The 26,571-nt window shown below is 38.7% G+C and carries 31 protein-coding genes and 2 pseudogenes; 9 read left to right on the top strand and 24 right to left on the bottom strand.

What is annotated here, in order from left to right; all coding sequences use genetic code 11:
• Positions 1-261 (top strand): annotated as a pseudogene (locus NST38_RS30535) (IS30 family transposase); the annotation flags it as partial.
• A gap of 69 nt (positions 262-330) precedes the next feature.
• Here the strand turns inward: NST38_RS30535 and NST38_RS30540 are convergent.
• The gene (locus NST38_RS30540; protein WP_341344278.1) at positions 331-984 is read right to left on the bottom strand and encodes a stalk domain-containing protein; all 654 of its coding nucleotides are present in this window, start codon (positions 982-984) and stop codon (positions 331-333) included.
• A 252-nt stretch (positions 985-1,236) separates the two neighbouring features.
• Here NST38_RS30540 and NST38_RS30545 point away from each other — a divergent pair, with 252 nt between their 5' ends.
• Positions 1,237-1,671: a hypothetical protein gene (locus tag NST38_RS30545; RefSeq protein WP_341344279.1), complete on the top strand. Its 435-nt coding sequence runs from the start codon at positions 1,237-1,239 to the stop codon at positions 1,669-1,671.
• A 719-nt stretch (positions 1,672-2,390) separates the two neighbouring features.
• Here NST38_RS30545 and NST38_RS30550 read toward each other — a convergent pair.
• The 7 genes and pseudogenes from NST38_RS30550 to NST38_RS30585 all read right to left on the bottom strand — a co-directional run bounded on the left by NST38_RS30550 (position 2,391) and on the right by NST38_RS30585 (position 8,707).
• Positions 2,391-3,689 (bottom strand): DUF6602 domain-containing protein, encoded by a 1,299-nt coding sequence (locus NST38_RS30550; RefSeq protein WP_341344280.1) that lies wholly within the window; start codon positions 3,687-3,689, stop codon positions 2,391-2,393.
• 415 nt (positions 3,690-4,104) lie between these two features.
• Positions 4,105-4,398 carry a hypothetical protein gene (locus NST38_RS30555; protein ID WP_341344281.1) on the bottom strand — a complete coding sequence of 98 codons (294 nt, stop codon included), beginning with the start codon at positions 4,396-4,398 and terminating at the stop codon, positions 4,105-4,107.
• 304 nt (positions 4,399-4,702) lie between these two features.
• On the bottom strand, positions 4,703-5,308 hold the full coding sequence (locus tag NST38_RS30560) for a hypothetical protein (RefSeq protein WP_341344282.1): 606 nt from the start codon (positions 5,306-5,308) through the stop codon (positions 4,703-4,705).
• Positions 5,309-5,640: 332 nt separating this feature from the next.
• On the bottom strand, positions 5,641-6,165 hold the full coding sequence (locus NST38_RS30565) for a pyruvate kinase (RefSeq protein WP_341344283.1): 525 nt from the start codon (positions 6,163-6,165) through the stop codon (positions 5,641-5,643).
• Between the two features lie 107 nt (positions 6,166-6,272).
• Positions 6,273-6,631 (bottom strand): annotated as a pseudogene (locus tag NST38_RS30570) (cyclic-phosphate processing receiver domain-containing protein).
• A gap of 312 nt (positions 6,632-6,943) precedes the next feature.
• A complete protein-coding gene (locus tag NST38_RS30580) occupies positions 6,944-7,336 on the bottom strand; it encodes a hypothetical protein (RefSeq protein WP_341344285.1) in 393 nt (130 codons plus the stop codon).
• A gap of 84 nt (positions 7,337-7,420) precedes the next feature.
• Positions 7,421-8,707 (bottom strand): hypothetical protein, encoded by a 1,287-nt coding sequence (locus NST38_RS30585; RefSeq protein ID WP_341344286.1) that lies wholly within the window; start codon positions 8,705-8,707, stop codon positions 7,421-7,423.
• 335 nt (positions 8,708-9,042) lie between these two features.
• Here NST38_RS30585 and NST38_RS30590 point away from each other — a divergent pair, with 335 nt between their 5' ends.
• Positions 9,043-9,270 (top strand): HTH-like domain-containing protein, encoded by a 228-nt coding sequence (locus tag NST38_RS30590; RefSeq protein WP_341344287.1) that lies wholly within the window; start codon positions 9,043-9,045, stop codon positions 9,268-9,270.
• A gap of 351 nt (positions 9,271-9,621) precedes the next feature.
• Here the strand turns inward: NST38_RS30590 and NST38_RS30595 are convergent, their stop codons facing one another.
• From NST38_RS30595 to NST38_RS30645, 11 genes are all read right to left on the bottom strand, one after another.
• Positions 9,622-9,774: a hypothetical protein gene (locus tag NST38_RS30595; protein ID WP_341344288.1), complete on the bottom strand. Its 153-nt coding sequence runs from the start codon at positions 9,772-9,774 to the stop codon at positions 9,622-9,624.
• A 33-nt stretch (positions 9,775-9,807) separates the two neighbouring features.
• A complete protein-coding gene (locus NST38_RS30600; protein WP_341344289.1) occupies positions 9,808-10,095 on the bottom strand; it encodes a hypothetical protein in 288 nt (95 codons plus the stop codon).
• Positions 10,096-10,206: 111 nt separating this feature from the next.
• Entirely contained in the window at positions 10,207-10,623 is a 417-nt protein-coding gene (locus NST38_RS30605; protein WP_341344290.1) for a helix-turn-helix domain-containing protein, read from the bottom strand.
• Between the two features lie 555 nt (positions 10,624-11,178).
• On the bottom strand, positions 11,179-11,985 hold the full coding sequence (locus NST38_RS30610) for an alpha/beta hydrolase (RefSeq protein ID WP_341344291.1): 807 nt from the start codon (positions 11,983-11,985) through the stop codon (positions 11,179-11,181).
• A complete protein-coding gene (locus tag NST38_RS30615) occupies positions 11,921-12,247 on the bottom strand; it encodes a hypothetical protein (protein ID WP_341344292.1) in 327 nt (108 codons plus the stop codon). The genes NST38_RS30610 and NST38_RS30615 overlap by 65 nt, the downstream gene beginning before the upstream one ends.
• A gap of 391 nt (positions 12,248-12,638) precedes the next feature.
• A complete protein-coding gene (locus NST38_RS30620) occupies positions 12,639-14,159 on the bottom strand; it encodes a lipase family alpha/beta hydrolase (RefSeq protein ID WP_341344293.1) in 1,521 nt (506 codons plus the stop codon).
• Between the two features lie 123 nt (positions 14,160-14,282).
• On the bottom strand, positions 14,283-15,272 hold the full coding sequence (locus NST38_RS30625; protein ID WP_341344294.1) for a S1 family peptidase: 990 nt from the start codon (positions 15,270-15,272) through the stop codon (positions 14,283-14,285).
• A gap of 208 nt (positions 15,273-15,480) precedes the next feature.
• Positions 15,481-16,743, bottom strand: coding sequence for a DNA sulfur modification protein DndB (locus NST38_RS30630; RefSeq protein WP_341344295.1), 1,263 nt, complete (start codon positions 16,741-16,743; stop codon positions 15,481-15,483).
• 11 nt (positions 16,744-16,754) lie between these two features.
• Positions 16,755-17,066 (bottom strand): GIY-YIG nuclease family protein, encoded by a 312-nt coding sequence (locus NST38_RS30635; protein ID WP_341344296.1) that lies wholly within the window; start codon positions 17,064-17,066, stop codon positions 16,755-16,757.
• A 594-nt stretch (positions 17,067-17,660) separates the two neighbouring features.
• A complete protein-coding gene (locus NST38_RS30640; RefSeq protein WP_341344297.1) occupies positions 17,661-17,858 on the bottom strand; it encodes a hypothetical protein in 198 nt (65 codons plus the stop codon).
• 80 nt (positions 17,859-17,938) lie between these two features.
• Positions 17,939-18,118, bottom strand: coding sequence for a hypothetical protein (locus NST38_RS30645; protein ID WP_341344298.1), 180 nt, complete (start codon positions 18,116-18,118; stop codon positions 17,939-17,941).
• Between the two features lie 87 nt (positions 18,119-18,205).
• Between NST38_RS30645 and NST38_RS30650 the strand changes: the two genes are divergently transcribed.
• Together NST38_RS30650 and NST38_RS30655 are read left to right on the top strand one after the other, a co-directional pair.
• On the top strand, positions 18,206-18,742 hold the full coding sequence (locus tag NST38_RS30650) for a hypothetical protein (RefSeq protein WP_341344299.1): 537 nt from the start codon (positions 18,206-18,208) through the stop codon (positions 18,740-18,742).
• Entirely contained in the window at positions 18,739-19,275 is a 537-nt protein-coding gene (locus NST38_RS30655; RefSeq protein ID WP_341344300.1) for a hypothetical protein, read from the top strand. The genes NST38_RS30650 and NST38_RS30655 overlap by 4 nt, the downstream gene beginning before the upstream one ends.
• 465 nt (positions 19,276-19,740) lie before the next feature.
• Here the strand turns inward: NST38_RS30655 and NST38_RS30660 are convergent, their stop codons facing one another.
• The 3 genes from NST38_RS30660 to NST38_RS30670 form a co-directional block, all read right to left on the bottom strand.
• Positions 19,741-20,103 carry a helix-turn-helix transcriptional regulator gene (locus NST38_RS30660; RefSeq protein WP_341344301.1) on the bottom strand — a complete coding sequence of 121 codons (363 nt, stop codon included), beginning with the start codon at positions 20,101-20,103 and terminating at the stop codon, positions 19,741-19,743.
• Between the two features lie 55 nt (positions 20,104-20,158).
• Entirely contained in the window at positions 20,159-20,350 is a 192-nt protein-coding gene (locus NST38_RS30665) for a Y-family DNA polymerase (RefSeq protein WP_341344302.1), read from the bottom strand.
• Positions 20,351-20,988: 638 nt separating this feature from the next.
• On the bottom strand, positions 20,989-21,123 hold the full coding sequence (locus NST38_RS30670; protein ID WP_341344303.1) for a hypothetical protein: 135 nt from the start codon (positions 21,121-21,123) through the stop codon (positions 20,989-20,991).
• A gap of 839 nt (positions 21,124-21,962) precedes the next feature.
• On the opposite strand from NST38_RS30670, the gene NST38_RS30675 reads away from it, so the two are divergent.
• The gene (locus NST38_RS30675; RefSeq protein ID WP_341344304.1) at positions 21,963-22,574 is read left to right on the top strand and encodes a hypothetical protein; all 612 of its coding nucleotides are present in this window, start codon (positions 21,963-21,965) and stop codon (positions 22,572-22,574) included.
• 140 nt (positions 22,575-22,714) lie between these two features.
• On the opposite strand, the gene NST38_RS30680 is transcribed toward NST38_RS30675, so the two are convergent.
• Both NST38_RS30680 and NST38_RS30685 read right to left on the bottom strand, forming a co-directional pair.
• The gene (locus NST38_RS30680) at positions 22,715-23,500 is read right to left on the bottom strand and encodes a hypothetical protein (protein WP_341344305.1); all 786 of its coding nucleotides are present in this window, start codon (positions 23,498-23,500) and stop codon (positions 22,715-22,717) included.
• Between the two features lie 738 nt (positions 23,501-24,238).
• A complete protein-coding gene (locus NST38_RS30685; RefSeq protein ID WP_341344306.1) occupies positions 24,239-24,451 on the bottom strand; it encodes a hypothetical protein in 213 nt (70 codons plus the stop codon).
• Between the two features lie 411 nt (positions 24,452-24,862).
• Between NST38_RS30685 and NST38_RS30690 the strand changes: the two genes are divergently transcribed.
• Genes NST38_RS30690 through NST38_RS30700 form a run of 3 tightly spaced genes read left to right on the top strand, consistent with a single transcriptional unit; the run spans position 24,863 to position 26,469 of the window.
• Positions 24,863-25,318: a hypothetical protein gene (locus NST38_RS30690; protein WP_341344307.1), complete on the top strand. Its 456-nt coding sequence runs from the start codon at positions 24,863-24,865 to the stop codon at positions 25,316-25,318.
• Positions 25,319-25,358: 40 nt separating this feature from the next.
• Positions 25,359-25,718 carry a hypothetical protein gene (locus tag NST38_RS30695; protein WP_341344308.1) on the top strand — a complete coding sequence of 120 codons (360 nt, stop codon included), beginning with the start codon at positions 25,359-25,361 and terminating at the stop codon, positions 25,716-25,718.
• Between the two features lie 19 nt (positions 25,719-25,737).
• The gene (locus NST38_RS30700) at positions 25,738-26,469 is read left to right on the top strand and encodes a metal-dependent hydrolase (RefSeq protein ID WP_341344309.1); all 732 of its coding nucleotides are present in this window, start codon (positions 25,738-25,740) and stop codon (positions 26,467-26,469) included.
• Positions 26,470-26,571 lie beyond the last annotated feature (102 nt).

Raw genomic sequence — 26,571 nt, forward strand, 5'->3', positions numbered from 1 at the left:
ATAACATGCTATGCCAATCTGGAAACAAGCCATGACCTGCACGTTTATTTTGCTGATCCATATTCGTCTTGGTAACGCGGTTCCAATGAGAATGCGAATGGATTGCTTCGAGAGTTTTTCCCGAAAGGCACCGATCTCGCTCAAGTCGAGGATGAAGATCTTGCCAGTTCACTAGATCTAATAAACCACAGACCACGAAAATGCTTGGGTTGGAGAACCGCTCACGAATCTTTCACAGAGGAACTGTCGCACTTGGTTTGACAATCTGTCATATAAATAAAAAAGGAGCCTGTTTAAGGACTCCAGAAGTCTTGTACCGCGTTGGTTCTATTAAGAATAAACCCAGTCAGGAATTTCCGTTTTGGTGTAATTGTAGGAGACGACTTTCCAACCAGAGCTATACTTGCTTACGTTAACTTTGTATGAGCATATGAAAATGTACCTTCCGTCCTCGTCTTTCTGTCCAGTGCTAACGGTTACTACTGCTTTATCAGTTCCAGAGTAAGAGATTGAAAGACCGTAGTATGAGTTGTCTTTATCTTCAAAATATTCCTTAGAGTCTTCGTGTTTGCTCAATAAAGGTTTCACCAATTTGAAGGCTTGGGTATTATCCAGTGTTCCAATATCGACAGTGATGTGTTCTGAACTAGCAACCAAATCAGTTGGATGCCAGACGATATGGTCTTGCTCAAAGAATGTTTCATTGAACTCTCGAAACTGGACGTACACTCGATTGTCAAACATTTTAACGTATTCCCCTAGCTTTACTTCCAACACTTTTCCATCTTTTTTAACAGTTGCAGCTTTAGTTTTCTGGTTCCAAGTTGTTACTGCGCCGATCTGATCACCCGCTGCTCTCAAAGGCATAAATACTCGACCATCAACCAATTTCCCATTGAGATGAACTGCCTCATCTGCATGAGCAGCTAATGGGTTAAGTAGTAAAGCAGTTGATAGGAGTCCGGCAATAATTTTGTTTTTCATGTTGATTCTTCCTTTCGAAAATCGGTATCTGTGATACCTACACTATCTTTAAATTCGATAATTATTATAGAGGTATTTGGTGAAGACAACAAGGGCACTTCTTTTCACCGTTCTGCGAGGCTGCCTGTGTTGGACCGGCAGCTTCATTACGCTAACGGGCAGGTTAGTTCAATGACTAACCTTCACATCGAAAAATATGTGCAACACTTTCCCTTGGATAATCGTTCCTAATATGAAGGAGGGTGTCGCACGATGAGGTATAAAATAGTGATAATTTGTTTTTCATTTTTATTATTACTTTCGGGATGTTTAGATGGAGGAGACATAAAAAGAAATCTGACGATGGGAAATGTAACGCAGTCTATTAAAGGACAAAGTATCAAACTAAGTGAGAAGGGAACAATCAACGAACCATTTGTAGTTTTAGACAATGTGAAGCCCTACGGGTATTGGATCGAGAATAGCGTCAGTAATGACGAATCGGTAAATTTGCTAGTTTATGTGTTCCAGTCGGAAAAGGCACGAGGGGAAGCACGTGAATCTTTCAACGAGCGTTTGCAAAACGCAAATCTAATAACATATCCAAATATATATGAGAAAAAGAACATTATGATAGTTTACTTCAACGAATCAGAAGTAGATCGGTCGTTCGATGAGCAGCTGAAAAAAACAATTCAAAACATGTGACATTCCACATTTTCTTAATAAAGGGGAAGTAATCTATACTGAGTTAAGAAGGCTATATTAAGAATTCCCTAATGAACTAACGGGAAACTTTAGTTGAAGAAAAATAAAATTGGACCATACATCTTAGACATATCTAATATGTGTGGTCCTTTTAATTTCAACAGTTTAACTTACTTAACCTAAATATAGCATTGGTTATATCCGTATATGCACGATGCTGATATGGATGGTATGGTAGGTGAGTAAGACTAAATAAGAGCCAGTTTGCCGTCGCGGCAACTGCTTCTTCCCATTCAGCTTATGAGAAGTCAGTAGTATCATCCTCTGAAATCATACGGAATCTAAAATTTTGTTTTACAATAATACAAAGAACCACCAGCTGATCAAAATGATCGGCTGTTCTTGTTTGTTCAACTAAAGGGCAGGATAGTTTAAGGACAACAGGAAACAACATATCTCATATATATACATATGTACAAAATCCTAACTTTGTGCATATGTCACTAAAAAACCGCCATATTTGCGGCTTTATTTGTTCAACATTTTCCATCTCCAGTTGGTGTGGAAATTAAGGTCATTTAAATCTGTAGTGGATTTACTTCTTCAAGGGGATCATGGTGAACATCACTCGAAGGCTACTGCCGCAATCAACAATCCAAACCAGAAAGTTTAAAATCGAATATTCTACAGCCTGGTAAGCTTTTCCGTTAAAAAACGGTTTATTCATTCCTACCTTGCATCATCTTTTTAACCCAGTTGGTCAGTCTACCTGATTTATTTTCAGCAGCATACCACTTACCGTTAACAGTTACAACTGCACAATGATCTGTCAACAAATAAAATGTATTTTTTTCAAAAGTAGTTAGGCTCTTTTCTGAGAGGCTCTTAATAAGATCTTCTAGTTTTGCCCCTTTTTGTTCTAACCATTTTTGGAATCCAGGTTCCTCTGTATTAAGCTCTTGATGTAAGCATAGCCAATTGATTATAAACCATTCTACCTCATCAAGTTCTGCGGGTTTCCATTCCCAAAATAAAGGCTCATGATTTAGTTCTTCTTTCGGGATATAAATATAACTTGTCTCCCAACCTATTTTATCATCTTTTCTTTTAGCCTTTGTCCGCAGAAACGGATGAAAAGCTTCAAAATCAAGATCTTCCCCAAAGATATCATCGCTAAGGTTGTATCTATAGCTCAACTTTGTCCAAATAAACTCAAGAAGTATTAAAAACGGATTATGAGTCGTTGAACCATAGAAATTCCAGTATCCTTCCCTATCTAGAGGACTTATGTAAGGCATAGCATCAAACTTTGCTAAAACACTGTTATTACATATTATAAGGTCGGGAAAGATAGTTGGACTAAATCCCCTAATACCTGAATTCTTTTCTAAATATTTATTAAATGCTTCTCTTAGTGCAAATTCAGAAGAATATCCATAATAACCAAATACTATTCTAATCGGCATCATTTCTTCTATTAACAAACTGTGGTAAATCATTTGCTCATGCACAGGTAGTTCTGTCACTTCTTCATAGTCAGGAAGTTTTTTCTGTACTATATGTCTAAATGCATCTCTAAATGCCTTCATGTTTATTAATTCGTTGCTAGGATCAGTAATTGAGTATATTTGTTTCATTTTATTGTAGGCATCTATTAGGTCATCTTGATACAAGTTTTTTTTAACTTCTAGTACTGCAATTACTTGACAAAGATCATATATAAATTTTCCTGTATATGGAATGGCTTCGCCCTCTCCCTCTACTATCATACAGTCTATTTCATTGCTAAAGGTGCCTTCTTCATTTCGTATTTTGCCAGACACAATTCTAATATCTAACCCTTCAAATATAGCTTTATTCAGAAGACTCGCTGTAAGACCTTCATACATATCGCCAATTGTAGGACCATGTTTAATTATGCTGTATTTTTTTAATAATTCTTTCTCCTTAGTCATAAGAGAATTCAATAGATCGGCTACTGTTGATATCAATTTTAATCCACCTCTCAACTGCATCATACTTCCAGTATACTATAAAGAGAGAGCTTCCTTTGCTAATAGTTTTAACCGGAAAATGGTTTAAAATTACTCGGTTAATTCCCTCGATCATTAGGGGGTCTAGGAATTCTCAACTCCCCATATTTCGTCTCTTCAGGAATAACACTTCTTTAATACTGGTTGGGTAGCATCCTCTGTCTTTCTACGAGCTTGCAATTTGAATATTTGTCCATCCATACTTTTGAACTTCAGATACAAGACGTTGATATGTAGTAGAAGTAGCAGTAACTTGATCATCGGACCATAAACCAAGATCAACATCTATGATTCTTACTTCGTATCAACTTCGGTCAGTTATAGTATCCTGCCCATTAGTTGAACAAAAGCACGATCATGGATCAGCTGCTTCCTTGGTGAGCTATCGTTTCCCGTTAGTTTAAAGGCTAACCGCAATTATTGACAACGCAAAACCACTGTTCCATACCTCGTCTATCCAATTCTCTTCAAATTTCTGCGTACATTCGTTAATAAAATCTTGCTTGATCAAGATTGAAGATACTTCTGCCACTTCAGAATATAGATGTTCCTTAACTCCAATTTTCTCTATCATCCATCTTAGCCCTGTCAGAAGCCCTTTCTCATATTCAGCTGTCGGGTTCTCATATGAAGCTAATTCCGTGCAACTCCTTAGAAACGTACCTTCAAGGGCATTGACGGTTATGGAAGTCATTAACGTATTGAACTTGATAAATTATCGATTCTTTTTTATGTATGTTGTTTTTACTGTTCATCCACCGTATAGTACTGTAATCCTTTAAACGTAGCAAACTCTTTGATGCTGTATCTGTGTATAAACCGTAAGATTATTCGTTTTATAAAGACTACTGAAAAATGCAATTTTGAATAATCAGGAGGTTCAACAAAATGTATGAATCCTATGATATTGAATATATAGAGAGAAGCCCAATACCGAGCTATCTGGTATTGAGCTTCTCTTTTATTATGCACAACTGAAGTTTACAGAAGTGTTCAGTTTAACCCGTGATTTGTCCTACATTCTGTTTAGACACCTTATCTGTAAGTCTAATTAGAACATTCATATCAACGGCATTGATTATTTCGTTCTGTAGATTTATATAATCATTTTTAAGTTTCTTATTCTGATCGTTTGCCTCTTCAAGACGTTCGGCCAATACGATAGTCATCTGCCTTAACACGGTTATATTGTTACCCAGCTGGTCCATGACCTCATTAAACGTAATTAAAAAATCCTGATTCAATTGAGTTGGTACCTCAATGGAACGGACGATTTTCTCTTCTACGGATGCGTTCTTTTTGCCCTTTGCAACTTTCTTTTGAGATGTATCTGCAGGATCCGTATGGGTGTTATTAATCGATACGATATTGCCATCACTTTTATTTTGGCTTCGGGTTCTTTTTGCTTCCTCAATATCTTTTTCGTACTGTTTACGTAAGGCACTATTCCAACGGAATCCACACGCTGCTTTCGATCTATTTAACTTTTCGCTAGCTTCCTCAAAAGCTTTTAACTGAGTACTTCCCGTTTCGATATATTGTAGTACAGTTTGGGCTAAAAGCAGATCTGCTTCAACGTCCCAGCTATCTTTACGTGTCTCCATTGAGAACACTCCCTCATTTTGATATATTGTTAATTCTATTTATATCCCAATTCATACAAAGATATTCCTAGAGCTTAAATTAATCTATTGAATTTTTGGTGTTTTACTTTCTACAAAATGATTAAACCAATTAAGAGCTACTAATATCAAATAGTCGTGTGACCTAACACAATAGTAAAAGCCGTAACAGGTAAACCTGGAGTATTTCCTTTTCTGTACACGTTGAGAATTAGAAGCGAATAGTCTAGCTCTTCATAATCTCAATGTTCAATTTTACACAAACATAAAAAAGCCCTTACCGAAGAAAGAGCTTCTAATAACAAGAACCAAAGTTATTTATATAAATACTTTTCATCACCATTTTGCATTCCAAAGTAACGTAGTCGGTAACCCTCCCGGAAACGAGCCATCAACTTGTCAATGAACAAGTCATCTTCAAATCTTATATGCCCCGTCAAATAGAGTGTAATTAAGTACTCTTCGAACGGAAGATTTCCTAAATACATTTCCTCTTCCTCTATTTTTCCTCGAAGCACATCAATTTCAAGAACCAACATGTGAGAAAAACCTTGCAGCGTTGAATTAATGACCCAAGCAAATTCGAAAGGTTCGTGTATCTCGTCGTCGTTGTTGAGCTTCAAAATTTTCTGGATGCCTCTCTCATCTTTGAAAACATACGCAGCAAGAGCTTGATCAAAGCCTGCTTCAGGATCAAACCTTAAACTTGAGAAAACATTAAGATCTACTCGTTCAGCATAATAGGTTTCAGTTAGTCGGTTATGAATTTGTTCTAATGTGAAAGGATTGGGAATCTCTAAGGTTAGGTATTTTTCGTATAGTCGCTGTATATCAATCATTTATTATCTCCTCATTGTTGGAGTGGATAAAAGAGTCATTTTTGAAGTGTTAATCTCTTCTATCCATCCCGTTTGATTCGTACAAAAGTTTATCATTTGTCCTGAAGTTATCTAGAGTACTTATTCAATGTAATTGGATAATGATAAATCTCTATACCTTTGTTGATAAACCCTCTTCGCTGAGCAGCCAGTAAAGTTTCATACATATTTTTGCTTCCTACCGGATTATCGGTATGCATGTAGATCTTCTTAGCCTTCAAACCATGTTCACAAAAGTACTTCACTAGGTCATAACCGTTACGCAACTCATTTCCATCTACATCCTCACCTAAGTTGTGATCTAGCGTGAGAATGTTAACCTCACTTGTTTGAAGAATATGTATGGCTCATCATATGTACGAGCCAGGATGAAACCTTCTGGACATTCTCTGAGATCATCTACATAAAGATTGATCTGCTTTGCCATAATCCCCCTCCTATTTAAAGGTGATCGTATCTGCTATCGTTTTTTTGGATGAATAAGAATGTTTTAAGCCAAGATAATACTAGAGAATTAAGCTATAGTTCGGGTACACCTATAATTATACATTACACACCTACTAGCATAGGATCATCTCGTTTTAGTCTGGCGATGAAACCATCGATAAGCCAGCCGATCAAAATGCTGCTATTCCATATCACAAATTCTAAATAGGATGAGGTCGGCTTAATAAACGAACATATAAAAAAGCAGTACCGACCTCAGCCAGCTAACAAGTTCAGTACTGCTCCTTAATTATTACTTGGTTTTTGATGTTTTCTTTGGAGGTATTACATCCAATTGATTGAAATCGAATCTCCAACCCTCATTGACTTCTTCAACAAAAACCTTTTGACCTTCATTAGTGCTGATGATGTAGTCCAGTAGTTTGGATGAAATCTTCTTCTTGTCGTTTACTCTCAGAACATAATCCCTGATGTCAAATTTAATACATTCTTCATAATCATACACAAATATCTTCATGTCAATTGTGGTCCCATAGTATTCGGAACCAGTTACTACAGTGCCGTTTGAACCTGGAAGATGGCCGTACTTTGACTGGTCTTTCTTTTTGATTCCAGTAAGTAAGTGAGTTACTTGGTGAACAGTTTTTTCGATATTCACGATTCTTCCCTTAAGACGATTTCTCATATTAATCACTCCTCAGATTTGATAACTCAATTGTACTGAGGAAAGCAAAAATTCTCGTGGAAAGTTTTAATAATGAATTTTCCCCTATGGATATCGAAGATAGACTGGCTTACTTTTGAGTCCCATTGTTCTATAGTAAATATTCACAATAGTTTCAAACCAAAAATTCAACATTGTAACTTGATACCGATGATCAGCTGATTCTACGATATCTTTAAATTCAGTCTTAATGAAATCAATATATTCAAATGCAGTATTAAGCCTATCCTCCTCACCATTTATTATGGACTGCAAGATCGGCTTTATCCTGTACAAAATAACATCACTTGCACCACGATATCCTGTTACTTTCACGGTTTTATTACTCTTTTTACGTAAAAATAAATAATGCGAAAGTGGGGTTGCTACTTCTTTAAACGCATAATTATCTTTCTTATCTTTATAAATCTGAATGGGAGTATATTCTTGAAAGCACTTTTTGAGCCTTTCATAGCTCTTTTTTATTTCTTTTGAAGATGGATCATTACTGCCCGTGAGTAATTTAGCAAGTACAACAGCCACGTCATTTAGCCCATAAACACTCTTCACATCAACAGTGACTTTATTCGTTTTGCATTCTGTAAAGTAACTTTTATCGGGTAACTGAAGCTCGTAATAATTATTAACGTAAGCTGTTCTCATAAAATGATAAAGTCTTAGATATGGGTTCAGTTGTTGCTGAGTATCAGAAGCTTTCTTATTTTCTTTGACTTGTTTATATTTATTGATAGCCTCCAGTACAATTTCTTCAAAGTCCTTAACATTTAGTATTTCATCATTGGAAGCTTCAAAATAGTGAACAAATACTAGTCTAAGAGTTTGGTTAATATATTGGTTGAGCTCGGTTTTATTCTCTTCAATCACATTCAAGACAATATCCTTGTCAAATAGATGTTTTGATTCAGCCCTCAATGGAACTGAATATCTGTATCGGTTCTCATCCATAAGAATGGCCATATCAGAGTGGCTATGACAGCTTTTGCATGCACTTTCGTAAGCATTAGGATATATTTCAGACTCATAGTACGCTTCCTGTATCTGTAATACTTCATTCAAGTCAGCCTCAAAACGATCTTTATCCCTATTCTTTGCGGTAAGTGTTTTCAACGTCATATCTTTAGTGTGCAACCATTTTAGTATTAATTCGAGTTGTTCACTATCACTTATAGTAAGCGTTTCTCTGATCGTTCGAAGTCTCTTTATGTACACGTCGAGGTCTGAATTATACGTTATTTCATCTTTATTTAGACCGAGTAGAGAAGTTATCCTATCTTTCTGACTCATTCTACTGCCTTTAGAGTCCTCTCCCATAGAATTCTCACGTTCCTTCATTAAATATTATTAATAATCCTTATCAAGTAGGGATAGAGTTCCACCATCATAACGCTAACCACATTATACTACCTCAACTGGATTAGCTGTAATCAAACACCCCTAATCAATAGATCTATGGACTTTTACCACATGTTCTTATTTTGACAACAAGTAGCTAGAGTGCTCGTGGTTTAGGGCTGTGACAACAGATGTTTTCTACATAACAATCCCCGGTTTCCAAAACAACTACCCCGTCCTAAGTCATTTTAATTCTTAGAAAAAAGGTTTTCCAACAAAATGCCCAGAAGTATGTACCTATCTTGATTTGATTGAATCGAAAGAGGGGATAGAAAATGACGGTCAGTGAACTTGGAAAAATCCTTAGCGAAATGTCTCAAAATGCACCACACGGAAAGCGAGTAGCAAAAATCCACTTGTTCGGTGTTAAGTATGCCGATGTCATTCTCAGGAATGGCTTCAGTGTAAAAGAAATTGTGACTGCCTCTGGAATTAATCAGTCATATGAAACTGAAGTCAGCAAAGGAATCAAGCTTTCCGAGTATGTTCTTCCGAAGGAATAACTTGATGAACAATATGACCAATACAGAGAACATTCTATCCGCAATCACATAGGTGAAGCTTTGGGATGATTGCTTATTCATCACTTCTGGTATCCACCCACGACAGAGTGTTAACGTCCAAGGAATGGCCAAAAACCACAAACTCGAAAAGCTACTCGTACTTTTTAACCAAACTGACGTATAAAACAACGTGGTATAGTAAACACGTTATCCGATCGACCGCTGGTTTCATCAATTCGGATCTACTCGGCATTGTGGGTATCACAGTTGAAAGACAGCCTTATCGGATCCGCGAATGACATTGACCAAGTTGCGGCATTCATCATGACCAGGACATCCATGAAAGCTTGATTATTCAAGCCGTAGGACCGAGACAGCTTCAAGCCACATCCATACTCGTCTGAACGAATTTAGAACCGCAGGTACTGCGGAGATCGCTCGGGCAATAAGCTTAACTACTGCTCGATGACATAAGCCATTCGGCCAGTTCTGGGTTGTTTCCAATAAGCCCCCACCTTTACAGGTGGGGGTGGTTCACTACTTTAAATCACGGTCATAGGCTCCAGCAAAAGCAATCCCCACGATTTGTACGTGGTCGCAAAGCTTAAATTCCGACTGTGAATCAATAAGTCCTGATGCTACAAGAGCTGCTCTTTCTGCGAGTTCATCCTTACTTAAGATCTCGTTTGAACTGATACGAATATTTCTATTTATATAATCTTCATGATCACCCTTGCGGGCTGATATGCTCGCCACAACATGATACGAAAACCTGTGGTTATTACTAAACTTCTTCACAATATCCGTCATTGGGGAATATTTCATTTTAATTTTCCTCCTTAAATGTAGGCCACTATCTAATCAACCTTCACTAAATGCTCACACCTTCTATGTATTCCTTCTGGAGTATGCTACATTACACCTGACTCCTGTTCCTTATTGTTCCTTTGCACGTATCTTCTTCATTAGCTGTGACACTCTCGGCTTGGACACGCCTAATATCCTGGCCATTTCATATTGCTTAATATCCGGATGTGTTTTTAGCAGCTCCTTCAGTCTGATAATTGCCGGTGAAACTTCTTCCTCATAAACAAAATCCTCAAGCTTAGGAACGTGCTTTGCTTCTGCACCAATTGTTTCAATACACGCCTTGCATACTTCGTGAACTTTAAATTTGGCGATTTTCGACGTCGATCCACAGAAGACGCAATAATTTCTCTGGATGAATAGCACTAATCCATCAGGGTGTTCTTTGATAATAATATTACAGGTCGGATCAATCATCAGTATTTCTCTTGTATTTATGGGAATAACAATTCTACCTTCTACATCAATTTTTCGGATCAGATTCATGAACTATATTTCTCCTTAGCCTTTTTAAGCCACGTTCAACTTTCCCGTGGATAGCTTCTAAAATTCATTGGTTTTATTTTAATTTGCTTGAACTCTCTTAGTTCCCACTCTTTTTATGTATTAGAACAAATAGAGCGGCGATATCAGAATCATAAAACTTCTCCGATATCATCATAAATACGTCGCTATTATCCTTTTCTCCATGGTCTAATCCCACCTTATAACGAAGAATGGGTTTACTCTTCCTACGAAAAGAACCGCACCCGACAATTCAGCCAGGAGTATAAGATCCTTTTCAGTTATATTTGGATGGATGCCCCCCTCCAAGACGGTGAACTATAAGCATTTCTCTTTGTGAACGCAGTACCACCATTTTTCACTCAAGATCAAAAAGGAAGCCAATGTTCACGACTCATTAGAGTCTATACCTGCTTCAAATTAACTCATCATTAAACGATCTTAAGTGTTACGTTTTGTTGAGGATATGAACTTGATCTGTTCGGCATACAGTGTTCTTCACCAGATCAGGACAGGAGATACAAGGTAATGTGTTCTTTACTCAGGGAAGATGAGTACTTGATTTTTTATTTCAGAGTCCCCCCAAAGATAGTTAGCAACATCATTCATGATTTCAGGGTTAACAATTTCTGTTTTTCCTGAGTGAGAATACGGAGTAACTACTCGTGTCACCGGTCCTTGAGCAATATTTTCTAATGAAAGGGCACTTTCAAGGCTAACGATATCCACTCCCAAATCTGAATCTATTGAAGCATAGGATACAACTTTTGTACGAGGATCAAATGAATCCTTATTTAAATAAATTTGTTCTATAGCATTACTTCTTATTGAAAGGTCCTTAGTGGCTGTAGAGGAATATTTAATATAATTTGCTACTACTGCGCCATTAATTGGAGAATCAAGTGTAATTAATTTATCCACTCTTGGAAAATCTATCGATCTATATGTATCCTCGATATACTTTGTGCCTATTAATCCTCCCATGCTATGACTAACAATGTTTATTGTATCAAAATTATATTCTGATTGTAATCGTTTAATAGATTCTTTAAGCCAGTTCACCTGTTGATTGAACGTATGCACATTTTGGAGAAAGATAACTTGAATGAACGGATTTTCTGAAGTTTTTGCTGTTATTTGGGATTCGTTAAAGTTAGACCATACTTTCACATAGGGATGGTCATCGTTATATTCCAAGCTTCCAACAGTAATGATATCTGTAAATGCTATATCTTTATTTAGATCTTCACCCGGAGTCCATCGACCATTAAACACTCCATTAAAGGTATCTCCTGAGCCGTTGAACCCATGTAAAAATAAGGTGGGAACAACTTTTTTTATCATCCCTTATTATTATTTTTTCATAGCCGGTTCCTTTAATTTGTGGAGCCTTACCTCCATATTTGAGTGCATGCCAACCACGCTCCCCATCATTTAAGGGGTTACTGGATGCTTTATAGGACAATGTCTTACGTTCTGCTGTAGCATATGACAGTACTAAGAGAATCAATGAGGGTACTACAATGGTGATGGTAACTGCTTTTTTATGTTTACTAATAAAAGCAACTGCTGCATCTTTCATTTGAATAAATTTCATCATGCTCACCTTGTAATATCCACGTTGTATGAGTGGAATACCTTTCTAATTATTATTTGCACCAGCTTCTGATTAAGCTCTAGTACCTAGGTGATCGTACGCTAATGAGTTGTTTTCCACTGTTATTAAAAACCCGGAATTCGGAAACTGGGGTATGCCAAACTCCGGAGAAGTTCTTGCAATTAAAGAAGCCATTTGATGAACCATTCATCGGTAATGCGGGCTTTTTGAACAATTATGAAAAAATTATATAGTATGCATTGTTTTCCTATCGATGTTAGGTGAATTTATAAATGTAGACCCTGAGGAATTATATGACTTCTCCAACACAACGAAAACGGAGTCAGGCAAGTTTCCGGGCTCCGTTTTCATCGCCTTCTGGGTCGAGTCTGCGTTGACTTCAAACATTAGTTAAGGGGGTATTTAACTGTGTAGCTGGCACGCGTTCTAAGGACACTACTGCGTTTACTATAACGTCTGCTTTTTCTCTGTCTCCATAATACTGAGAATGTTTTCCCGTACCAGGCAACGTGATAAACGGTTTTGACGGTGTGAACTCATAGGCTGAACTCTCTGTAGAAACAACGCTGTCGTTATTTTTTTTGAATACACAATTTATGAGATTAAACCATATACGTTCAGATGAGCGGACAGTAGAATGATCGGGTAGCTCGTAGCTGACTAAGATCACAGAACCATCGATGTTAAAACTGTCGATTTGGCATCTGAGATTCAGGTCTTCGAGAAATTCTGATTCTGTTGCTAGATCCTTTAATCCAAGATTTCCAGTCTTTGATAAATAACTATATAGCATAAGCTGTTTCATAATGTGAATCGATTCTAGATTATGCCCGTGTAAACAGGAGCCTATAAGCATGTTCACAATATAGATTGAAAAATTCACCATTTTTAGCCCCTGTAATGCCATATTGGCTAAAGGTGTTCCCAAATGCGGTGTACCTGCCGTAACAAGGTGTCTAATATTTAGTTTCTCTAAGTCACAATTTTTCAAGTCTCGTACGATCATGCTTCTGCATACTAATCCGCCTTCGCTATGGGCATACAAGTCGATCTTTCGCTCACCGAACAACAAACGAGCATCTTCTAGTACCTTTTTTAACTCCGCTCCGCTATCGCGAATCCCCATCCTGTTAGGCGGGTAACTAAACCCATAAATTGCTGAATATAGATCACTTGCGACAAGTGCTTTTTTAAGAGGATCAAAGTTTTCTTCTGTAAAGGACATAAATCCGTGAACAATCACAGCTACAGGCTTGTCACTTTTCGGCTCAGGAATCGAATTGTAGGTGATATTTACCAATTTCCGATCATTCATTCTTGAGTCCAATTTATAAAATCTCGGTTCGTATTTTTGGAAAATAGCAGCACTCGTGCGATTAAAGTTTCGAATGAAGAGAAAAAATCGCTCGCCTGGTTTTTGAGCTTTAAGATTTGTACGGTGGAGGAGTTTAAGTTTGATTTTTTGTTTTCTAAGATCGCCCTCAGTAAACTCGTATAAATATTCCAAATCTGCCTCATGTTCGTTATTATAATCATTGTACCGATCTGGATCGTATTCCATTTCAATGCCGTATTGTGTCGACTCATTGAGAGAAAACTCAAAAATATAATCAACATTCTGGGGAACGATAATCCGCATTTCGTTCGAAGGTGAATGGTGATGCCAACTAAGAACTTCCTCACTTATCAGAGCGAAGGGCAGCTCAACACCCAAGATTTTTCTCGCACCACTAAGTATTACCTCAATATTTTGAGGGTTTTTTTGTACAGTTCTCGTCCACTCATCCATAATTTCGTAAGATTCTTCTTCTAACTTACTCCAATATTTATTGCGAAGATCTAGGATGTCCAATCCTACTACAGGGTAGCTTTTCGAGGATTTATAAAACAAGTAGTCCATATTAACTATCTCCCCATTATTAATTTTTTTATTTGCATTGCCTTAAGAACTGAGAAATGTCTTATGCAGTGGTATTGTTTTGAGGATACTCCTCAGAATCCTTCACAGAAGCCCACAGAAGTCTCACACACTTTGCAGCATTGTAAAGATTTCCTCGATTGGTGTTCCATGATTGTGAACGGATCTCTCTATTCCCGCACCATTCGTATCGTCACCGCGCCCCGTCGATTGAGTCGTGACGGCCACCACTTCACCATAGAGGGACAAAACCGGACCACCGCTGTAGCCTCCCTGTACCGGGTTACTCATCGTTACATATGGATCATTGTTGTAATACCGGGTTGTCCCCTGATAAATACCATCGACATGAAGTTGTATTGGATATCTAGACGGGATGTCTGGATAACCAAATGCAATGAGGGTATCTCCAGGTGAGATCAGGGTGCTATGGCCGAGCAAGAGAGGTGAGAGCCCTTTAAACAACACCGCATCTTCCGGTTCACGAAGTGAGAGAATCGCCAGGTCCCGAGTAGGGTGAGGGTGGACTACAAATCGATCTCCTGAAATCTGCTGCCCTGTAGGAAAGTGAATTTCCCAGCGCTGAAGATCTAGATTGTGCTTGCATGTAAGTAGATGGTTCCCATCGATAATAAAGCAGGTCCCATTTGCTGGATCATCATTTTGGTCATAGGCGACCAGATGCAAAACGGAAGGCCTGACCATTTCGATGACATCGGTAGTCGACTTCATAAGACGCAGTTCCCAATTCGAGCGGATTTGAACAGACTCTCCTCGAGACGTTAACTGAAAAAATTCCCGGGAGCTGCTTTGAGAAAGGTCCGGGCGGATAAGATCTTCCCGATTCAGTAAAGTAATGGCATCATTAAACAAATGACGAAGCCGATTCAACGGTTCAGTACCGGCATTACCGTTCCAGATCGGCAATATCTCAAACTCTAAGATTCCTTCAACACCAGTAGGATAATAATGAAAAGATCGGTGGCCTTGGTGATCTGCAGCTTCTCGAGTATTACGACGAAGGTATGCAAGTAACAGGCCACCCATTTGGGAGACCGAAAATGATTGAAGCTCTTGTGTTTCTGGAGTTTTCATGAAGGCACCATCCTTAAATTTGATTTTTAGTATATTAGAAATGGAATGGTAATTCGCTGTGCAATAGCTGTTATGTAGTTGTAGTGTATTTAGTAGCTTATACTACAAGAGTCGGGAAAGGATGGCGTTTCGATTTAATATATTTGAAAAACCTCCCTTTTCAGGTTGTTAGCAGCAAGCAGGAAATATCCTACTTGCTGCTGTCCTCTTATAGTAATGGTAATTCAAATTCTGGTTTAATTCTTCGGATGTCAATTTTCAACGCTTCTTTTTTTGAATCTGAATATTGATTACCACAAATCAAGTAAGCAATTAGGCGACCAGCATAGGTTATCGCTTGTTTGTTTGTAATTATTTTGGTTGTACCTTTGATAACGATAATTGATTGCCATAGTTCACTTTCGTATTTCCACGAAATATGATTAAGTTTCTCGATAAATGCCGAAAGCGTAATTCCTTCACGTAGACAAAGTTTATATGCAATGGATATAGCCATTTGAGTTACGGGTTTCAGCAATAAACTCTCAGCACGTAGTGTAGGAATATCTTTATTTTTTTCTACACCTTCGATGATTTTTACGTACGTAGTAAAGTCATCCATACCTTCAAGGAAACAGGACCAAAATTCAGATACTTCTTCATACTTTTCCTCAACGATATCATTTGAAGGAAGAAGATTCTTATCGTATTTACCGATTATCTCTTCTGTGATGGAATAAACTGCACTAATTGTAGTAAGATTTTTGCTTCGTACAGATAACGTATTGCTTGTCCAATTAACCAGATCTTGCTTGTTTTTAGGAGCTAAAGGTTCTCCCGCTTTCATGATGCGGCGGGATATTACAGCATAAATATCATCCTCATCCATAATGATGTTATCTCCACGGCTTGTCCCTTTTGCATATCGATTAATTTTATTAAAGATTTTTCTCACTTTCATTGTGTCGGTATGAGGAATAAGGATGACCGTCAATTCCTCTTCTACCAGATCAGGGTGTGGTTTTAACTTATTTATTACCTCATCAGATAATTTGCTTGATGCAGGCAGTCCATTTTTACCCTTAATCGCTACATTTAAAGATAACAACCGGTGTTGTCCATCTAGAGCGATAAGGCTTTGGTTATCAGGTATGGTTACAAAACCTATGTCCTCCATTTTATTCTCATAGGCTTTAGGAACTTTGGATATGGAAGATAGCGATTCAAATGCTATGTCTTCCCATCCACGATAGACGTCTACAATGAAAGATCCAAAAAAACGATCTTCATCTTGAATGAGATAAGGAACGATCTCATTCACCACTCGTTTATCATCTAATTCTCGCTGGATTTTCTCATCAATATCCATATCGTCCCACTCTACCATCTGAGAAGCGTAGCCCACGCTATTGATTAGTGCGCCAGCTTTCAACTTTAGCAAATAGTACTCCGTAGTGCCCATTTTCCCTCTAATACATGCCCATGTTGTCATGTGATCACTCCTTAACTAGATTTATATTTAATTTCATTACATATTGGATTCAAGTAATGGACTAGCGTCTTTTCAAGATGATCAATCTCTGAAGATACGATCCAAGAAAATGTTAACTCGCCAATAGGATTAAAAATAGCTTTCCTTAATGAGAAGTTATGACTTTTTTCCAAGTGTTGCTCAAAGCGCTTTCTTAAATTGATAGATTTACCAACGTATAACGTTCCTCTTAAGTCATGTATAAGATATACTCCCGCTGTTTCTGGAACATCCCACGTGCCTGACCTGACTAATTCTGTTTTTCCTGTTAATCGAATCAACATCGATAATCACCTCTCATTTCTGTCTTGCCCAACTTCTTCCTTGTTATAATATACCAATATAATTTCAAAAACAATAGTTTTTTTTCAAAAACAATATAAAGTTTGTACAAACAAATGATTTGTTTGTTCTCATTTTACTCTTTCAGCATGTATTTGTACGTCGCTCCCTACGTTTTGTGATAGTAAACCGATCCTCTGGTCGGAGTCAGAGGATCGGAGTCAATTTGAATGGGCATTCGAGAATAACGGCCTACTTTGGGCTGTATTTCTATTTAGAAACGATTTCTAAATTGCTTTTGCATTGATACAAGTGGCTAAGAACCCATTAGCTAGCTCCATCAATCAAAAAAAAAGACCTCCGGCTAAGGAAGGTCTTCATCTGAAAATGAAAAGAATCAAGTTTCACACCAATTATAGACTGTGCTTTTCTGCTGGACATCAAAAGATCCGAAGTTCGGCAATTGGAATATGCCGAACTTCGGACATGGTCTCATTTGTCCATGCGATGCCAAGGTTTGTTGGTCTGATTTAAATAGTTTTAAATAGTCGATTACTTTTTGTCGAGGAATCCGGTGTGCTTTTGCCGCCGCAATGCTATCTACGACTCTCACCACATTTTGGTTTGTATCGTAAATTAGCGGATCTTTCTTTGTTTACGATAACGTTGTTTAGTTGCTTCTCCGCGAGCAAGCGATGCTGTTTACATGCATTGTTCTGAGGGTGCATCCAGTTCGCCATATCAGGCGTTATTTGAACGACGATCGGAGCTTTTTCCTTATTAAGGTCACTCACATCATTCGCCTCCATGCTTCGAAATGATTTCAAATTCAGCTTGTTCAGATGGACTGATCCAAACGGACTCGTTTTCGAGATTATCTCCGTTTGAATCGCCAGTCCTTTGTTCGATGACTGGTTAAGCGATCTTCAACTTTTTCTGCAAGTCCTTGCTGATCAGGACTCCACACTTGGAAAAAGAGTAGAAAAAGTACTACTTGCAGGCTATTCGCTTGCACTTCTTTCACGGTCAGTGTCAACTGAATTTCACGATCCAAAGCAATCGCCTCTCTGCCTTTTCACTTGCCAACAGGCCTATGGTATACTGGGCGTATCTAGATCTTTAACAAAAAGGGGTTTGAACCATGGATGAGTTTGAGCAATTTTTAAAAGCGAAACAGATGGAAGCCAAACTAAGCAATAAAGTGACCGTTGATATGCAAATGATCGTCGATCATTTTATTGAACGGGTCTCCACCCTATTTATTTTCATCGAAGACATCTTAGAACCGTTTATTGCGGATAAAACCATCGTGATAGAACGGAGACAACGCCACATCATTGAAGAAGATTATGGGGAGTATGACGTTCAAGAGTTGATCATTGACGTAAGTGGAGATAAAGTCCATTTGACTCCTGTAGGTGCCAACATTATCGGCGCTGTCGGCCGAATCGACATGAGAGGCCCTCAAAAGTCTGCAGTTATGCTGCTAACGCGGGAAGCCGGACCGCAAATCAACACTTATATCAGTCCTCACGAAGCACCGCAACCCGAAGCAATTACCTTAGAACGTTTAACTGCGATGGAATGGCAGTTCTTGGAACGAGTTCCCCGCAGTCATTATCTTGAATTCAGTCCAGATTCCTTCAAACAAATGCTAATGAGGGTGATCAACGGATGACCTCCCCTCATTGGTCCGAAGAGGAACTGACACTTCAAGAGGTTGAGCGGTATTATGAAGACTCGTTAGCTTCCCTTCGCGCCTTAAAAGCGCGCGTACTCGCAAATCGACCACCGTTCCCTGATCACTTTATTGGGCTTACCCTACAAGAAGTGAATACAATTTTTGAAGAGCACGAACTCGAACTCGACCGTCTCGCTTCTTTTAGTTTGCTCTCGGCGACAGAAGCCAGTTTGCGCATCGATTTTTATCAACGCGTCAGTAAAAGAAAAAAAAATGCGGTCGCTAGACAATTTCAAAGCCTTCATCGTGAGCATGGCTCGAAGATCTCCCTTGAAGCTCATATCTTAGAAACGTGGAAAGTACATCTTACCGAAAAACGTTATGTATCCGATTTTCATGGCATGTTGAATTATCGCCACTGGCTCGCACACGGTCGATATTGGGTACCGAACTTACCACGTAAAAAGATCGACTTTCAGATCCTTTATTTTATTTGCGATCGCCTGGAACAAATCATAAAATCCAACTAGCCAGTCAACGGGTGGTTTCTTTTTTGTATATTTCTTTAGTTCTAAATGTTCTCAAAAAGAAATCAACGATATGAGCAAACTCATTGAACGCGCTCGGAAAAAACGCATCTATTTGGAGCCTATCACACGATGAGCCTGGTTTTTGTTTCCCCGCGTGGCATGCAGCAAATGAACTGCAGCGGACAAGAACATCAATGCGACTATGTTATTGTCTCTCGTCACTTATATAACCTACAGGGCGAGCCTTGTTTAGAAAAATAAGCTGTGCAAGAGTATGGATACTCTAACACAGCTTATTTGGTGTGATTACCTCAGTGGATGCACTTAGACGTCTGAAATGACGCGCACTTCTGGGACAACTTCTTTTTACGATTGGTGTAGATTCAGTTTAGGGACCAGGTTCTCTTCCGTATGAAACTTAAACAACTTGATATTTAATTCGTGGTTTTCACTTATAATAAAAATTTACGAATAATTGTCGATCACTGCTTTGTGTAGTATACCCAAACAGCGATCTAGATCCGTTTTGACCTGTTTCTTATATAACTCAGCTTTCTCCGCACCATCATCTGTGAAATGATATAGAACGATTTCTTGAAAATCGACCCTCGGATCGTTGCCCTTCAGCTTTTTTGTCCGATAAAATACACCCTGCTGTACTAATTCGTGTAATGCACGATATACTTCGCTCTGGGGTGGTACGTAACCGTAAGCTTTGAATTCCTGCTTCATCGCCTCAAGCATCTCGTAACCGTACCCCCTATGCTGTTCAACCATTGTAATCAGATACAGCTTGATGTATGCGCGTTGAGCAATCATAAAACCCATGCTTAATCTCCTCCGAATCTTCCACTACAGCTTTCTGTCTTATTCTATAATATCACTAAAGGTGCATAGGCTCTGTAAAATCAGCGAATAACTCGTCGATACTGTGCGGTTCAACCAGATCTGTGAACTCTTCAATGATGGACATGATTTGAGTGGATATTTCAATGAATTCTTGCATATGAGGTTTTACAATAATCAGTTCAGGACATTTCTGAAGAGACTGCCAGAGTGGTAGGTGTTTCAGCAACGGGAAAGCAGACCCTAACTCTTCGTTAGGACCTTTTTGCAGCTCTTTGTGTTCTCGCCCACTTAAGGGATCTCGATAAGAAATCAGCTCTTCACTGATCTGCTAACCTAGCAGTCTTTTATACGTTGATCAAAGCGCCGTTCGCTAGACATCTCGGCATTGCCGGTAAGGATAGTCCGCATGGATTTTTGCGGGTGAATAATGTGTCAGCGTCATTGGGCCACCTACCTCTTTTATGATAAATATTCTTTTGGTCCCGACTGAGATTGATCAAATTTTCGGTTAGGGTTGCTTTTGGGGTGTGGGTAGGGCATTCCTCTTTTCGGTTTTTTCTGGTTTTTCTATTGTGAATTTTTCATATTGTTAATTTATCACATTAGTCTAAGTTATTAGCCGTTGGCAACTTTTTGCGGCTGTTGTACCCAATGGTCAATAAAAAAACACCAAAGGGAATAATTTCCTCGGTGTCCGGGTTGAAACTATTTCTTCAAAACGCTAAGCATTATGTTAATTATCACAGCTGCTTCTGCATGCATGATTTTACGCTTAGGATATTTTGGACCACTACGATTCGGCTCAATTTCAGCTGGACGAACCCTTCGGATCGCCGATCCGTTCGAGCCGACCAGTCAGAGGTGTCACGTGTGTGGCATGATCCACCCTAGTAAAGAATCTTGCGGTTCGGCAATGGACGTGCATCGCTTGCGATACGCTTCATGACCGTGATGAAAACGTCGCTCATAATTTTGCACAAGCAGCGGTTTAACCGGCATCTAACCAAACGATAGAACTGCAAGAACGCAGGGATCGCTTGCTAAAAAAGAAGAGGAACCTTTTCTGTTCGCAAGAATCCCCCACTTCAAGCGTTAGCTTAGTGGGGAGCATTCAATGAGCAGGACTCTCATATCCATATTTACAATGTTTCAGGGACAAGAAGTAATCCACATTTGGGCGCCAACCAGTGAGTAGGTAACTTCTTCTTTTTTTCTGTATAAGCCAGTACAGCTCGATAATTGTTGCAAACATGATATGTAAGAGAAAGAGAAGTTCAAATGTCCAACTCCTTCCCAGGAGACGACCCTTCCACACTGAAGGTATATTATGCTATACCATAATGCTCATGGATCACCTGGTTACATACTCCGGATTTGCATACAAATCCACAATCAAAAAGGACCTGTGATTGTCATGAAGACAATTGCAGGTCCTTTTCTTCGTTACAAATATAGATCCTTTATTAAATCACTTCCACCATCTATGAGGGTGCGCATTTCATAATTTCGCTTGATTGAATTAGTACGTAATTACGTTATAAAAGTTGAATTAACTTGATGACCGCTTCTGAAAATTCTTGGAGTGCTCTGTTTGTTGAATCCCCTTTTTCCGGATCTTCATGTTATTTTTTTTAGCAAATTGAATAATTTCCTGAGCCAATCGAGTTCCGGGATCACTACTTTTACTTTTCACACTCATCACCTCTATCCTCAGTATCGCCAAAGCTTTTTTGCTGCATACATGGTTGTCATACATTACTGAGATGAACATAAAATTAAAATAACTCAGCAACGCGTGAACAATGTTGCAGACATAATCTTAGCGGGAGGGATCAAATTTGACCGTTGAGGGAAGGAAAATCAGAACGGATAAAAAAAGAGCGATAGCAGCTCCAATGACGGCAGCTCAATACGAACAGATTGTCATGCTAAGCTATCTATGCGAATTACCGATGAAAACGATCGGCGAAGCTTTGATCATCAAGGGATATGAAAAAGAAGAAGTGGTCCATATTTTCCAAGCGCATTTGCGTCGTAATTTAACATACAAAACAAACCGATTTTTGATCGGTCACCTGGATAACGATGCTTATGTCTTGCACGGAAAACCAGAAAAGCGATTGTCTGTACGTCTACGAACTCCCGACTACGAGCTCATATCCCAGCTTGCCTATGCAATGGACCTATCCGTGCAGGGTGCAGCAGCTTCCGTTATAACTGAAGCTTTAAGACACGAAAAATTGATGTATGACATCATCGCTCAGTTATTAAGGGATAACCTGGATGAAGCTACAAATGAACAGATCAGGAGATTAGCCAGCCAAATCAATTCGAAGAGCCCACATGAATACATCACGTTAAGTATGGTCCTTGGATATGCACTCGAAAAGGCTATTGAAGAGCAGGTGAAAGTTCGAATTATTATAAGCGGGTGGTTAAGGAGGGTATAAAGTGTAACCCCGCTGTGGGGATCATATTAAGTTTACGTTTTTTTAGCTGGACTCGGATCTCATGTATGATTCGAGTCCTGACCGTGATCCGAGGGCTTTGAATTTACTTACACTTCTTAATTACATTGCAAAAGAATTCGTTAGCCAATCGCATATTTTTGATCGGCTGCAGTGGCTATAACAAAGCCAGGCAGATCTTCTTTTTCAGATGACGAAATGTCTACACAGTCGCCACTAACGATAGAAATGAGTGCTGCTTCATAGACATAAACAGGACCAAAGTAGTCGGTTGCCCAAATATTTGATACAGTAATGATCTGGTCATCAAAGGTGCGGTAGGTAATTCCAGATTGGATGACGGTTGCAATGATCACATACTTTTTGGTTTCGGAGGGAACCGTATCCTTAATTTTTTCAAGAAAATACTCTATAAAATTTTGAACTTGTTTATTTAGGAACACCTCTTCCTCAGCATAAAAAGTTGCGTATGCCTTTTGTAAGTCTAAGTTTTTAAAGATGTCCTGTTCGGTCAGATATGTGAGACTCTCAGGGCTGAAATTGATACGATTATCGTTTAAATTCCAAGCGCCGATCACAACTTGCTCAACGTAATTCTTTAAGGTTTTACGAACATATTGTTCAATCTCAGATTTTGTTGCAAGACTAAGTTTTTCAAACTCTTTCTCATTCCACTGTTGTCTTAACAGCGCTACTTTAGGAATCCAAGATAATATCCTAGAATAATTTCGATCTTCATATGTATGTTGAATCCCATTTTTTATATCTTCAATTATGCATTGTATGAATTGTGGTTCTGCTAGTGTCTTCTTTTCGTGGACATATTCATCGAGTATATTTCTTCCACGTTGGATTATGTATTTCTCCAAGTTTAGTAGTAAACCTATGGTTCGGTCTTTAATTGTCATTCCCTGCACCTCATTTGAAAGTGTTTTAGATTCATTTCAACTATAGCATATTCATGTTCAATAACATTGACAATCGCGCCACGAGATATGTGTAATACATTGTTTTGTGAAATTCTCATTCTCCGTACTTCTATTTTTTCAACGTATACTTCTTCTCCTTCTTTATATTCTTGCTTCCCTCTATAACTGATCCCCCTTTTGACGAAGGATCGGTGTAATATGGATTAGCATCCGAACGCTCATAAGACGCTCACAACAGCGCCCTGAACGTCTTATTTATTTCATTTGCTCTTCATTCGTTTTCTACTTTTAAAGTACATAACGATTGCTTTTACGGTACTGTAGAAGTAAATCGGCCAAATGAGAGTGGCCAAGGTATAACCTATGGCGCGTAGTATCCAAGGGAATTCAACTTCAGATTCTTCATTCTTTTTGTCCAGACGGTATAGGGCATAATCAGCTAAACTGCACAATATGCCGACCACGATATAAGCCCCCACGACTGAAAGAGTGATATATAGAGCGTTTGACAAGGGTTAGTCCACCTTTATTGTTATTCTGTGATAAATCGTCGCTTAAACGTTTGTACTCAAGATATGGATTTGCGCCTTTTGTGACTATGTCTTGGTTGTAAAGCGTATTGATCATGTCGTGCTTGCTCACTCTATTAGGTTGAAGACCACGTATGTAATTTTTCGCAAAACTCTTCGACATCCCCATTGTTTTTAAGGTTCTCAATTATTTTGTATAGTTCCTCTTTTGTATTAGGGATACCGGAAGTACTGTTTTTTCATTTGGTGCATAAACGCTACCAAATACAAGACCATAGGTTAGACTATTTAGCTTGTTTTGAGAATTAGGTTGAATTACATCAATTAGAACACCTTCGAAATGAAGCTTTCGATTCCGATATGGCCGAAGTTCCTCTCTTGTATCCATATTTGTAGTCATTCGTATACCCCCTGTTTTTGATTTCTCTCGTAATATTCGTTTGTACATTTGTAGCAATATGATCCAGATATCCTTGCTCTTTCTACATGTAGTTTCGATTGTTCCTTTAGCGGAATGCTCTTTTCATCCATCATTTTTATTGAGATTTTTTGATCTGCTTTCAACATAGAAATTTGACCCAATTAAGATGAAGAGACCGATCTCGATCTCTCCATCTTAATTTTTCGGTTAAACTTATCATTTTTATAATACTTTAGATATAATTCTTTAAAATACATAAAATATTTACTAAATATCTATACAGTCAGATGTTTTGTTGTTAAACAAAAAACATTTGTGGTAATATTGTCCTAGTAAATCCTTAAATTCAGACTACAAATTTCTACAAATGAAAGGTAAGTGATGCAGGTAATGAGTACCGAAAATAAAATACAATCTTTTTCGATGTATGCCGTATTGGAAAAACCTTTGAATGATTTTTTATCACAGGGTGACGGGATTAGTGTACTTCCGGTTTTTGATGAGAGACAGTTTCCCGATGCTAAGGTGGTTGATGTGAGTCTTATCAATTTTATTAGGACCATTTCCACAGCATTCGGTCGTAAACGCATGCCGCAAGCATACAAAATTGTGGAACGTATTAAGGATACAAACGGGAGAAAGAAAACGCTCCGTTTCCGTTCACCACATCCTCTTTATACCAATGGAACACCTAAAGACCAGAATTATTGCTTGATTAGCGCCATGGTGTATATGGAGATTCCTATCCTTCCTTATTTTGATGGTATGAATGTTTTAGCCGACGATGAGATTCCGCCATTAATTGGCTATGATGAACTGGGAGATGCCCCAGCTCTTATTTATTAAAAAAGGGACGGCTTATTCAACGAAGGAGTGAGGATCATTAATGGGAAGTTTACCCGAAACAAAACGCAGCGGGCTCCCATCATTTGCTGAACAGCAGCAGTTCATGGCGGAATTTCCCGCTATCTTAAAAGGCATTCGTAAGCAAACAGCCATACTTCAGCAAATGACTAAGAATCAAATGGCTCTTTCTAGCCATCAGTTAGAAGCAATTCATAAGCAAAACTATATTTCAGAGCGTCTCTTACATAAAGTTGACGAACTATCCAAGGACACTAAAGTCACGAATTTATTGCTCTCCGAACTTATAGCTATACATCGAACTGTGATTTCAGAAGACACCGATGGTCAGCGAGATTTTATTCTCGGGCAGGCACAGCGCCGTGTAGAAAAAAGGAAATAGAATATGAGGTGGAAGCTTTATGATGGGCAAAACGCATGTTGTCGGCTCACTGGCTGCTCTTCATGTGGGACTGATCGGGTATGCATTCTTCGCGACTCGTTCTCCGGCCAATAGTAGATTAGAAGATGTTCAGGTATTTGGCCATTCCATTCACCTCCCCAGCTCGTTGCTAGAATATGGGCTCACCGTTTTGTCGGTGATTCTGTTCGTATTTTTGCTTCTACGAACGGGCAGAAGAAAATTGCTTTTGTTTTATGTATTAGGCGTTTTTGCATCACTTTTCTTGCTCGATAGGTTTTCAGATACAGGCGAGCCTCTAGCTGCAACACTAGTTTTACTTAGTTTCACACTCGGTACACTCTTGCCAGATATCGATTCGGAAGACTCATCGCTTGGACGTTACTTCGGATTATTAAGTCGGGTCATCCCGCATCGTAAGGTCACCCACACCATCTGGTTTGTAATCCTGCTAGCGTCCATATCATGGGCTTTACAATCGGTTTATCTGGCTGCACTCACACTGGGGTACACGATTCATATCATCGAAGATTCCTTAAGTAATCATGGGATTTGCTGGTTTTATCCCGTAATTGGGAAGTACGCTACTCGGTCAGGTGGGAAGACCACGAAGGTTGGTCGAAGTACGACGTTTGCATATGCCACCGGCGGTGCAGTGGAACAGATATTCTTCATCTCTTCCCTAGGAATCCATGTTTTATGTATGGGATTGTTCGTTAGCGTTCTGAGTTAACTGTTACTTTTAGATGTTGCAACCTTAAAGGTTAAAGACACAAAAAGGGCTCCCTTTGGGGAGTCCTTTATTTCTGTTCTATGCAAACTTGTCTTCTGAGTT

Origin of the sequence: Paenibacillus sp. FSL H8-0104, from assembly GCF_038050215.1 — a bacterium.
Taxonomy (GTDB): Bacteria; Bacillota; Bacilli; order Paenibacillales; family Paenibacillaceae; genus Paenibacillus; species Paenibacillus amylolyticus.

What these genes read in the sequence shown, in the direction of transcription:
- NST38_RS30620 (WP_341344293.1), bottom strand. Translation starts at nt 14,159, where the DNA reads ATGGACTACTTGTTTTATAAATCCTCGAAAAGCTACCCTGTAGTAGGA.
- NST38_RS30540 (WP_341344278.1), bottom strand. Translation starts at nt 984, where the DNA reads ATGAAAAACAAAATTATTGCCGGACTCCTATCAACTGCTTTACTACTT.
- NST38_RS30655 (WP_341344300.1), top strand. Translation starts at nt 18,739, where the DNA reads ATGACCTCCCCTCATTGGTCCGAAGAGGAACTGACACTTCAAGAGGTT.
- NST38_RS30700 (WP_341344309.1), top strand. Translation starts at nt 25,738, where the DNA reads ATGATGGGCAAAACGCATGTTGTCGGCTCACTGGCTGCTCTTCATGTG.
- NST38_RS30695 (WP_341344308.1), top strand. Translation starts at nt 25,359, where the DNA reads ATGGGAAGTTTACCCGAAACAAAACGCAGCGGGCTCCCATCATTTGCT.
- NST38_RS30635 (WP_341344296.1), bottom strand. Translation starts at nt 17,066, where the DNA reads ATGTTGATTCGATTAACAGGAAAAACAGAATTAGTCAGGTCAGGCACG.
- NST38_RS30565 (WP_341344283.1), bottom strand. Translation starts at nt 6,165, where the DNA reads ATGATTGATATACAGCGACTATACGAAAAATACCTAACCTTAGAGATT.
- NST38_RS30660 (WP_341344301.1), bottom strand. Translation starts at nt 20,103, where the DNA reads ATGGGTTTTATGATTGCTCAACGCGCATACATCAAGCTGTATCTGATT.
- NST38_RS30610 (WP_341344291.1), bottom strand. Translation starts at nt 11,985, where the DNA reads ATGATAAAAAAAGTTGTTCCCACCTTATTTTTACATGGGTTCAACGGC.
- NST38_RS30550 (WP_341344280.1), bottom strand. Translation starts at nt 3,689, where the DNA reads ATGATGCAGTTGAGAGGTGGATTAAAATTGATATCAACAGTAGCCGAT.
- NST38_RS30605 (WP_341344290.1), bottom strand. Translation starts at nt 10,623, where the DNA reads ATGAATCTGATCCGAAAAATTGATGTAGAAGGTAGAATTGTTATTCCC.
- NST38_RS30590 (WP_341344287.1), top strand. Translation starts at nt 9,043, where the DNA reads ATGACGGTCAGTGAACTTGGAAAAATCCTTAGCGAAATGTCTCAAAAT.
- NST38_RS30585 (WP_341344286.1), bottom strand. Translation starts at nt 8,707, where the DNA reads ATGAAGGAACGTGAGAATTCTATGGGAGAGGACTCTAAAGGCAGTAGA.
- NST38_RS30685 (WP_341344306.1), bottom strand. Translation starts at nt 24,451, where the DNA reads ATGACTACAAATATGGATACAAGAGAGGAACTTCGGCCATATCGGAAT.
- NST38_RS30580 (WP_341344285.1), bottom strand. Translation starts at nt 7,336, where the DNA reads ATGAGAAATCGTCTTAAGGGAAGAATCGTGAATATCGAAAAAACTGTT.
- NST38_RS30690 (WP_341344307.1), top strand. Translation starts at nt 24,863, where the DNA reads ATGAGTACCGAAAATAAAATACAATCTTTTTCGATGTATGCCGTATTG.
- NST38_RS30555 (WP_341344281.1), bottom strand. Translation starts at nt 4,398, where the DNA reads ATGACTTCCATAACCGTCAATGCCCTTGAAGGTACGTTTCTAAGGAGT.
- NST38_RS30650 (WP_341344299.1), top strand. Translation starts at nt 18,206, where the DNA reads ATGGATGAGTTTGAGCAATTTTTAAAAGCGAAACAGATGGAAGCCAAA.
- NST38_RS30560 (WP_341344282.1), bottom strand. Translation starts at nt 5,308, where the DNA reads ATGGAGACACGTAAAGATAGCTGGGACGTTGAAGCAGATCTGCTTTTA.
- NST38_RS30630 (WP_341344295.1), bottom strand. Translation starts at nt 16,743, where the DNA reads ATGACAACATGGGCATGTATTAGAGGGAAAATGGGCACTACGGAGTAC.
- NST38_RS30670 (WP_341344303.1), bottom strand. Translation starts at nt 21,123, where the DNA reads ATGCCGGTTAAACCGCTGCTTGTGCAAAATTATGAGCGACGTTTTCAT.
- NST38_RS30680 (WP_341344305.1), bottom strand. Translation starts at nt 23,500, where the DNA reads ATGACAATTAAAGACCGAACCATAGGTTTACTACTAAACTTGGAGAAA.
- NST38_RS30545 (WP_341344279.1), top strand. Translation starts at nt 1,237, where the DNA reads ATGAGGTATAAAATAGTGATAATTTGTTTTTCATTTTTATTATTACTT.
- NST38_RS30600 (WP_341344289.1), bottom strand. Translation starts at nt 10,095, where the DNA reads ATGAAATATTCCCCAATGACGGATATTGTGAAGAAGTTTAGTAATAAC.
- NST38_RS30625 (WP_341344294.1), bottom strand. Translation starts at nt 15,272, where the DNA reads ATGAAAACTCCAGAAACACAAGAGCTTCAATCATTTTCGGTCTCCCAA.